Origin of the sequence: Nostoc sp. T09, from assembly GCF_002154695.1 — a bacterium.
Lineage (GTDB): Bacteria > Cyanobacteriota > Cyanobacteriia > Cyanobacteriales > Nostocaceae > Aulosira.
The window spans coordinates 50,347-59,616 of sequence record NZ_MTAV01000039.1 but is presented as its reverse complement, the minus strand read 5'-3'; the positions used below and the strand labels follow the sequence as shown (position 1 = coordinate 59,616).

General features: G+C 38.9%; 7 protein-coding genes and 1 tRNA gene. 2 read left to right on the top strand and 6 right to left on the bottom strand.

All coding sequences use genetic code 11. The annotated features are described in order from the left end of the window. Positions 1-401 precede the first annotated feature (401 nt). Positions 402-671 (bottom strand): DUF3493 domain-containing protein, encoded by a 270-nt coding sequence (locus tag BV372_RS10320; protein WP_086686416.1) that lies wholly within the window; start codon positions 669-671, stop codon positions 402-404. Positions 672-706: 35 nt separating this feature from the next. Between BV372_RS10320 and BV372_RS10315 the strand changes: the two genes are divergently transcribed. Next, a tRNA-Thr gene (locus BV372_RS10315) sits at positions 707-778 on the top strand. A gap of 1,545 nt (positions 779-2,323) precedes the next feature. On the opposite strand, the gene BV372_RS10300 is transcribed toward BV372_RS10315, so the two are convergent. Then, positions 2,324-3,367 carry a M42 family metallopeptidase gene (locus BV372_RS10300; protein WP_086686413.1) on the bottom strand — a complete coding sequence of 348 codons (1,044 nt, stop codon included), beginning with the start codon at positions 3,365-3,367 and terminating at the stop codon, positions 2,324-2,326. A gap of 70 nt (positions 3,368-3,437) precedes the next feature. Between BV372_RS10300 and BV372_RS10295 the strand changes: the two genes are divergently transcribed. Further along, positions 3,438-4,214, top strand: a complete 777-nt coding sequence (locus tag BV372_RS10295) for a class II aldolase/adducin family protein (RefSeq protein ID WP_086686412.1) — start codon at positions 3,438-3,440, stop codon at positions 4,212-4,214. Here BV372_RS10295 and BV372_RS10290 read toward each other — a convergent pair. The 4 genes from BV372_RS10290 to hpsE all read right to left on the bottom strand — a co-directional run bounded on the left by BV372_RS10290 (position 4,156) and on the right by hpsE (position 9,177). Then, a complete protein-coding gene (locus tag BV372_RS10290; protein ID WP_086686411.1) occupies positions 4,156-5,292 on the bottom strand; it encodes an SGNH/GDSL hydrolase family protein in 1,137 nt (378 codons plus the stop codon). The genes BV372_RS10295 and BV372_RS10290 overlap by 59 nt on opposite strands. A 397-nt stretch (positions 5,293-5,689) precedes the next feature. Continuing rightward, positions 5,690-7,105, bottom strand: coding sequence for an S-layer homology domain-containing protein (locus tag BV372_RS10285; RefSeq protein WP_086686410.1), 1,416 nt, complete (start codon positions 7,103-7,105; stop codon positions 5,690-5,692). 109 nt (positions 7,106-7,214) lie between these two features. Further along, on the bottom strand, positions 7,215-8,102 hold the full coding sequence (locus tag BV372_RS10280) for an LPS biosynthesis glycosyltransferase (protein WP_256973147.1): 888 nt from the start codon (positions 8,100-8,102) through the stop codon (positions 7,215-7,217). Between the two features lie 76 nt (positions 8,103-8,178). After that, on the bottom strand, positions 8,179-9,177 hold the full coding sequence (gene hpsE, locus BV372_RS10275; RefSeq protein ID WP_086686409.1) for a hormogonium polysaccharide biosynthesis glycosyltransferase HpsE: 999 nt from the start codon (positions 9,175-9,177) through the stop codon (positions 8,179-8,181). Between the last annotated feature and the right edge of the window lie 93 nt (positions 9,178-9,270).

Below are 9,270 nucleotides of genomic sequence, written 5' to 3'. Positions count from 1 at the left end.
GGTTTTGAGTTCCTTTCCCCTTTTCCCCTTTCCCTTTTACCGACTTCTGCAAGAAGTCTAATGATTAGGGCAGAATAGGAATTAAATTCCACGCAGCAGTAATAGTTTGAAAAATAGAAGCGCCAAGACTGACAAATTGTTAGCTTGGCGCTTTTAAAATTGTGAGTTTTTTTTTAATTCAGGGTCTTTATATTGGCTGACCTCGTTTGAACGATTTTCAGTTTCCCAGAAATTTTTGCATTTTCAGATTTTCTAATATTTTTTTATTTTTTCTCTGTTTAGATTTCAAATTCTCAAAAGAAATTATTCTAAAGAATATAAAGATATGTAAAGGACAAGTAATAGAACGTAGAACATTAATTGCTCAGTTTTTTCCCAGAGCTTGTTACTTTTCCCGTCTTTTATGAACGTTTTTGGCGGCTCTGTTCCCAGCGCCAGAGATATCCCATCAAAGCAACAATCCCTATCTGGAGGAATAAATTAGACAAAGCGTTATCAACATCTCGCCCTGCAAGCAGTTTAAAAAAAAAGATGAATGTACCTATTAAGCCAGAAGCACCGCAAGCGATATAGATGAATTTTCGCAAGCTACGATAAGGCGTTGCTATTTCAGCTTTCAGGCGGGCATATTGTTCAGGATTAAGGCGACTTTTGGGATTTTGTTCTACCATGAATAAAAAATATGCTAAAATTTTCGATTGTGTACGCCGATGTGGCTCAGTGGTAGAGCAGCTGATTCGTAATCAGCAGGCCACGGGTTCAAATCCCGTCATCGGCTTTAATTGAGTGTTGCTGTCTACTATAGACTGAACATAAAGCAAGCTTATAACCAATTGAGTGTAAAAAATCGCTCTACCGTACTTCTTATGCTAAATCAACAGTCTGCAAGAGGGAACGGGGAACAGGGGAAAAAGGCAATATTAAGAAATAACGTGAGAAAATCAGCAAAGTTTCCCATACATAGCAAGCTTTTTGAGATTTATTATGGCGACTTTAGCATAATAGGTACTGAAGAACCTAAAAAATTGCCCTCAGATTAGGATTGTTACTTCCAACATTCATGCTTGGCTATGTAAAACTTACCTACTGAAGCTTCAGAATTCGCCTTACAATTCTGGAATGTCTTCGCCAATTCTCAATTTTTGTTTGGTCCATTTTAATTTTTTCCACAAAGCTTTAATTTGCTTGTAAGCTTCGTTGGGTGGGATTTTTCCAGGGAGCATCTCAGTTTTTGAAGTGATCAGGGTTACTTTTGTGCTTCTTCCCTTGAGAATTTGGTTCTTGCTACTGTGATTTTTGCATTCTTGAGCAGCAAATTCGTAAGTATGAAACAATTTTTAGTAGCTTAGCTATATGGACATATTGATTATTTGTTAGAGCCGATGAATTATGGATTTGTATATTTTTTTACTGCATTTGTGAGGATGCTGATTTCACTTATTCCTGACACTTTTATATATCCTTGGATGAATAAATATTAAAAAACTATCAAATAATTTTCAAAAATAACTAATGATTTTCTGCGAAATTTGTTTAATTATTTAGTAATTCAATTTTTAAAAAACTACAGCTTCTTGGTGTCATTCATCATATTGGGTTTAAAAAATTGATCTAATTTGGTGTTAACGATTTGTATCTTTTATGAAATAAAAAATAGTAGGGCTAACGTATCTCAACTCTAGAGGTTGTATTAAATAAGGCTTATAGGTCGTCTAAGCGGAAATGCTTAGAGCCTCGAATCCTTGAGGAAAACAAGTTTTACAACTAAATACGTTAGCCCTACTGTAAACTGACGTACTCACTATAAATTTATGCCTTCTACCAACCCTTTTTTACTATGGGAAAAAATCATAAAAAATCAGGTATTTGGGCTAGCAATACAATTTAGTTAAGTTAATAAACTTAATATCGGTAGAAAAAACAATTTTAATGACAAAATTAGCATATAGGACTCATATTTGATTTTTGAAAAAAACTCAGTACAGTTTTATTCCTTCTTCCCTGTTCCCTGTTCCCTGTTCCCTCCCTACGTAAATAATTTCAGTAATCAAATCGGATTGCTATAGCTTTATCACCCAGATGCCACCTTTTTCATTAGTGGATTCTGAAACTAACTTAATGAAAAAATTTCAATAGTCTAAAATGCATACACTCTAATCAGAAAAAGGGGAAGGGTAGAAATTAAAAGTTAATTGAATATGCAAGACACAAAATATCTCGTAGTTAACCCTAGTTGTGTGGTAATAACGAATAATGCTTTAGTAGAGAAGCGATCGCAGTTTACACTCACAATTTTATCTAGAGCTTAATTCTTCACTGTGAGTCACTCAAACTCAGTTTGACAAAAAGCTCTTAACAACTCTATACAGTTAGAAATCGCCCCTAGATGCGCAATTTCATAACCATGCGTATTTTGTGTAGGAAATGCCAAACAAGCAGCACGACCCACATGACCAAATTTCATCGCAATCGAGGCATCGCTACCAAACTGACTCAAGATTGTGAGTTGCACTGGTATATCTCTCTGTTTAGCACAGTGGCGTAGTTGCCCATTTAGCGTTTCATCATACATTCCATATGCATCTTGAGAAAGGATTACAGGGCTTTTACCATCCTCAATGGGATATTCGCTTGATAGCGGGCAAACTTCCAAAGCAATCAATGCATCTAATACCTGATTTTGGGTGAAAAATAGTGCGCCAATTGCACCGACTTCTTCTTTTGCTGACGCCACCAAATAAACATCGACTGCTGGCTGTTTCATTTGTTGAGCTAGCGCTAGGAGAATCGCCACAGAGGCTTTGTTATCCAAAGTGTAACTGGCAATATGATCCTTTAACCTGACTGGGCGCTTGCGATGCTTGCCAATCACCATTCTCGTTCCCGGGCGAATGCCAGCAGATTCAAGTTCGGCAGTGGTAAGTTTTGTTTCAATCCAGGCATTTTCCCACTTCACAGCAGTATCTTCCTGCTGGACTTTTTGAGGTGATTCATGGGAGATATGACGAGAACCAAAACTGAGAATGCCGCTAATAGTTTCGTTATCACCCAATAAATCTACAACACCTTCACCGTAAACCCACGGGTAAGAACCACCGAGCTTACGAACTTCAACACAACCTTCATCGCCAATAGTTTTGACAATTGCACCAATCTCGTCTTTATGAGCAGTAATTGCGATCGCTCTGTCAGGATTTTTACCAGGAAGTTTGGCAATCACATTATCAGCGCGATCGCTCCAAACTTCCACACCCAGATTAGTAAATTGCTGGAGCAAAAATTGGTTAATTTCAGTTTCTACACCACTTGGAGAATGGTGCATCACTAATTCTTCAATAATTTTAAATAACTGCTCGTAATCCCACATAGATATATGATTTTAAGTTAACAATTAAGTATAAAGATTTTTACTGAAAATCACACACCTTCAGGGCAATATGCAAGCTATATCCACAACAAAGCCAAACTTTTTTCAGCAACCAACCTTTGCTTCGTTGAAAGAAGAACGTCTGCATCGCAAGCAACGCCTAGCAGCAGCATTCCGGCTATTCGCGCGATTTGGATTTGATGAAGGTATTGCAGGTCATATCACTGTACGTGACCCAGAACACTCGGAGCAGTTTTGGGTAAACCCATTGGGAAAACACTTCGGTTTAATTCGAGCCAGTGACCTGATTTTAATAAATCATAAAGGTGAAGTAATTGAAGGCGATCGCCCAGTAAACACAGCAGCTTTTGCCATTCATTCCCAAATTCATGCAGCTCGTCCCGACGTAGTAGCGGCAGCCCATGCCCATTCTATCTATGGCAAAAGCTGGTCTAGCCTTGGTCGTCTCCTCGACCCCCTTACTCAAGACGCCTGTGCTTTTTATCAAGACCATAGCCTTTTTGATGACTATACAGGCGTGGTTTTAGAACTAGCAGAAGGTAAGCGGATTGCCCAAACATTAGGCAGTAATAAAGCCATGATTCTCAAGAATCATGGCTTGCTGACAGTTGGTCATTCAGTTGATGAAGCTGCTTGGTGGTTCATCACTATGGAGCGTTCTTGTCAAGCCCAGTTACTTGCTGAGGCCGCTGGTAAACCTAACTCGATCAAACCAGAATCTGCTAGTGTGGCACATCAGCAAGTAGGAGGACATGATTTAGGTTGGTTTAGTTTTCAACCTTTATACGAGTTGATTGTCCATCAGGAACCAGACTTGCTGTCGTAACCAGTAACTTTTTGCGTTTACGCTTTAGTACTGCTGCACCCCAAGCGCCAATTGCCAATGTTCCCAATGCTGTAGAAGGTTCGGGAACCGACTGAGTTGATTTTTCAATTTGTTGATATGCGTAATCTCCTAAAATTTTGTGAGCAGCAGTTGTGGGATGGAACCCATCCCAAAATAAGTACTCATTTTGTTTGCCAGCATCGAATACACAGGAAGGGTCAAATAGACAAGGTTTGTCCACTTCCTTGAAACCATATTTAACCCCCTGCATCGTTTTGGCATCTCCGATGACATCTGTAAATAGAGAATTAACATCAAGACTTATTAGTTTGACATCAGGATTTAGGACTTTATTTAAATCTGCGATCGCGTCTGATAAATCGGAGTTATGGTCTTCGGTTAAAGTGGTGAGAGCTTGAGAAGTGCCTGGAGCTACAGGAAAACTAGGATCGAGATTGTTAGCGCGAGGGAGCTGGCCTAAATCAGGTAAGTTCACTAGCAGAATATTTTTAGCACCGACATACGCCAGAGATGCAACCGCCGTTTTTAAATTATTAATTGTTTGTGTAGGCTCGGTAAAAGGCGTGAAATAATTGGGGTCAGCATTGGTGGGTAAATAATCATTCGCACCAGCCCATACTATGTAGAGTGCATTTGCGTCAGCATTTTTATTTTGCAAAAATGGGGCTGTAAATGCCCCAATCTGCTGCTGAAAACCAGGTAATAATGGCGAGATTGTATTTGCCAATGTGGTAGTAGCTCCTCCAAAGGCATAGTTAATACCATTTTGAGGGATAGTACCTGGAAGTACATTAGTATAGGGAGTAGGAGAAGTACTTAATTGCAACTTCTGGGCCAGCTCATCTATCCAGTTAAGTCCATTGGTAAAGCGTCCTGGGTAATAGGGAGGAGGCGGAGATCCAACTCCTGTTAGAGCTAGACTACTGTTATATACATTACCAGTATCAGAAAGACTATCGCCAAATACATAAAGTCCACTAAACTGTGCAGCCGAAGCTTTCAGCGGCAACATGAAAGAGAAGAGAATAAATCCTGCTGCTACAAATTGTTTTTTCATGATTATCTGACCCTAGTATTATTTGATGCTTATTAACCTAAAAAGCTTTAAGAGAATAAATATACTTAGTGATTTTCTTTTGGTCTGTTGCAAAAAAAGTATATTTTCTTAAATTCTCAAAATTATTTGCGTGTTTCTAATGAGCTAATAGGAAAATATTTATCAATAACATATTAAGCTGAGATCACTGTTGCTGCCTAAATTTACTGAATTTTTATATACAAACCACAGCTTTTTTACAAATAAATTACAGAGGTGGCTCTCAAAAATTAGTAAGTTGAAATACTTACTCTACTGCTAACTATAGAATCAATACGGTTGAGATAAGCTAATCAGCATTTAAGCGATCGCTACCTTTAACTTAAATGTAGTGAAATATGAGCTAACCATTCCAAAATTAGGTTTGTGGACGCTTTAACTTTAAAGCATCAACAGCCGATATTCCTTCACCCTGAGTTCCGAAGTACCACAACGCTGCTGCCGCCTCAGCGCGAGTAACTGGTTTTTTGGGTTGAAATAGTGTTGTATAACCAAATACTCTGCGGATATTAGATTGTTCGCCATTTTGGTAATCAGCTAATACTGCTCTTAAAGCTTTGGGGTCAATTTTTCCCGCATCTTGGAAACCCCAGGTTTGTTTTACAGCATCTAAGTTAGCTGCGGGTAAGGCTTGGCGAGTATCCAAAGGTAATTTCCACAGTACCAACTGCTCCCGCGTTAGGGGCGCATCAGGGCGGAATAACACTGCTGTAGTATCGCCAGACAACGAACTGGAAATTAATCCCGCTTCCGCTAAACCTTGAATTTCTGGAAAATCAGGATCTTTTGAAGATACGTCACTAAAAGCAGGTTGGGCAGTTTCGGAGGCTAGGCGAATTTGCTTTGCTGGATTGTTAACATTCATTGCATTGTTAGCAGCCACTAGCCAACGAGCGTATTCTCGACGAGTTATGGTTTTACTTGGTGCAAATTGATTAGTTGTACTATTCGAGTTGCTCTTAGTTACTTGAGGTTCCGTAGATAAAACACCTAATTTTGCCAAGTCTTGGATGTGTTGTCGCAGTTCTTGAGGTGCTTTGTTCAAATCGTTAAATTCTTGAGAAGCCACTGTAGCTGTAGCGGCTGATGGACTTTCAGATGTAGTTTCTGGCTGTGTTGCCACATTTTCAGGTAATACAGGACCAATAAATTCCGGATCGCCTGGTTGGGGAATCTCGTTAGTCGTTTGGGCGTTAGTAGTTTCGCTCGGATTGGTAGTTGGCGTAGGTTGTGCCGTTGTAGTGCTAGAAGGTGAGTACTCAATTAGTAATTGAGTGGCTGTTTGTGGTTGATTGGGTGTTGGGTTGGTGACTGATTGAGCTTGAACAGAAACCTTCACCAACAGATCATTGCGTTGCGCCTCAAAAACGCCTCCCACATCATCTGTTGGTTTTTGTAAAATCTGCCAATTATTTGCTTGGAACTGGTTACGGTAAAAACCGGCAATAAAATTGCTAGGGTCAGAACTTAGCCAACGAGTGGAGACTCTGTTTTCTGTACCACTAGTTGGTGTAACTTCTTCTAGTTTGGCATTAGGATATAACGGAATATCTTGGGGAAAATCAGCTGGCAATTTAACTGTGGATTGGTTTTGCTGTGCTTGCAGTTGGTTATCTTTAGCTTCTCCAAACACAACTGGGTTAGTTTGCAACTGAGGATCAGCCGCCACAGACTGCTCAAGGTTTTTGGCGACGGGACTGTTAGCACAGGCTGTTAACGAAGAGAGTAAAACAGCCAAACTCAGAAATACAGCTGGGTTTTTACAGGGCAGCACAGGAAATTATCAAATCTAGTGTCAATTCCTACCCTAGCGCAGACTGTCAACTGAAGTTAAAGCCTCAAGTAAGAAGTTTCAAGGATAATCATGTTTGAGACTTGGTTATTTACAAATTCAAGGTCAACTGTCTAAGAACTGCAAAACTGAGTAGCCTGATAGGAGAATTAGAACCTTGGAGCACTTTTACTCGGAGAAAGCGTCCAGTGAGCAAACGGGCAATTCCCTTAACACGTGCCCACAGCCTTACCGACAATAACCTCAAATTCCCACCATTTTTACCAACAGCATACAAGGGGGTAAAAGCTAGCTTACCGTAGAGAACATCAGCACGGTGAGTTTTACTTAATTTGTTTTGGTAATGCTCAGGATTAGGTAAACCTCCATGTTCACCATAGTTTCGCCAAGGAATGTAGTTCTTCAGCTTTTTGTGGCGGAGAAAGGAATCAATGGTGGAATCCCAAGTTGAATAGTTAGTTACTCCAACTTTGTCTCGGATTTCCTCTGCCAATTCTAGTAAGTAACAGGCACTTTGAGGAGTCACAATATAGGCAACAGCTGAAGTGGAAAACCCTTCAGCATAACCATCAGATGAAACGTGGTATACTTGCGGCGCACAAGTGTAGAGCCAGCTAATCCCAACATCATTTTGGTTAGGATTGAAAGGTAGAGGTAGCTCACCAAAATCAACTACTGGCACAAAGTCTGCTTCAATAATTATCGTTGGCTGAGCTTCTTGCATCGCTCTTTCCCAAGCTCTGCAATGGTTCATCAGGCAAAGATAACTCCGAGAAAAATTTTGATATTCTGGTTTGGCTTCCTGCCTCAAAACTTCAATATCGAACCCTTGACTAGTTAATAATTCTTCAAGCTCCTGAGTTGATTCTTTATAAGCAATAATCAAGACTCTGCTAATACACTCAACCAGGTAATTTGTAGTAAGTCCATGTTTGGTAAGAGTCTCAAGAGTCTTAATTTCCCCAGGATCAAGTTGCATAAATTAATGAAATTCTTGAAATAATTCTGATAAAAATTTAATTTCAGACAAACCAGACATCATCAAATATTAAGTTTTAACTCTTGTTTAATTTTAAGAAAGCTCTTTTCCAAATATAAAAAGGGCTGAAAAAAGCTCCAATTAAAAGTTCCATTTCACAGGCAGCTACAATATCGGTTCTGACAACCATACGATATTTAAGCAAATGCATAACCATTTTCCGGATATCATTAGCCATGTAAGCCATAGACACAAAGGGCTGTTGCCAAATTTGTAAGTCTAACATCCGAGTATAATGACGACTCAGACCTATACTACGCATCAATTTCAACAAATACTCTTTTTCTAAACGCTGTTTGGGAATGCGGTGATAAATTTCCATTTCGGCGTTGTGCCAAATTTCCCAGCCAGCTTTTTTAATATGAATCAAGGCTTCTATATCTTCAGCAGCTACTAAGGAGCCATTAACTCGACCTTTAAAAAACAGATTGTTAGGAACATTTTCAATCCATGCTTGTTTACAAACTACTATTCCAGCACCTGGTGGAAGCATTTTTTTATAAAATAAAATGTTTTCTGGAAAAGTATAGCAGAAAGTTGTTTTTCCGCCTCCAATAGCTAACAAAAGGCTGATTTTATCAAAATTATTTGGGGGAGTAACTTCATAGTCACCGTGAATTATTCCACCATAAGCCCCGGCTTGAGGATGGTTTTTTCCAAAATTATAAGCAGATGCAACCCAATTATGAGTAGGTAAATTATCATCATCTAGAAACCCAACAAATATGCCTTGCGCTTCTTGAATAGCACGCTCTCTAGCGAAGCTTAATCCTTGCTTATATTCCAAGAAATACTTAATAGGGTACGCTGCGGGCCAATCTGCTTGATATTCTTGAACTATTTTTGCTGTATTATCTTTACTATTGTTATCAATAACAATAATTTCCCAATTTATTGACTCTGCATCAATTGCTAATTGCCTAGTATATGCACAGCATTCCTTTAATTTATTTAAAACATCTGGTAAACGTTTTTCTCCATTAAATGTACATATAGCTACACTAAAATCAATCATCCTTTTAATAAGTAAAAATTAAAGAAAATTATATCTTTTCTTAAAATGATATTGATTGATGCTATAGATGTCACCAGCAGAAACACTGAATGA

Excerpts from the sequence above, each read along its gene's own strand:
- hpsE (WP_086686409.1), bottom strand. The coding sequence starts at position 9,177 with ATGATTGATTTTAGTGTAGCTATATGTACATTTAATGGAGAAAAACGT.
- BV372_RS10280 (WP_256973147.1), bottom strand. The coding sequence starts at position 8,102 with ATGCAACTTGATCCTGGGGAAATTAAGACTCTTGAGACTCTTACCAAA.
- BV372_RS10290 (WP_086686411.1), bottom strand. The coding sequence starts at position 5,292 with ATGAAAAAACAATTTGTAGCAGCAGGATTTATTCTCTTCTCTTTCATG.
- BV372_RS10295 (WP_086686412.1), top strand. The coding sequence starts at position 3,438 with ATGCAAGCTATATCCACAACAAAGCCAAACTTTTTTCAGCAACCAACC.
- BV372_RS10320 (WP_086686416.1), bottom strand. The coding sequence starts at position 671 with ATGGTAGAACAAAATCCCAAAAGTCGCCTTAATCCTGAACAATATGCC.
- BV372_RS10300 (WP_086686413.1), bottom strand. The coding sequence starts at position 3,367 with ATGTGGGATTACGAGCAGTTATTTAAAATTATTGAAGAATTAGTGATG.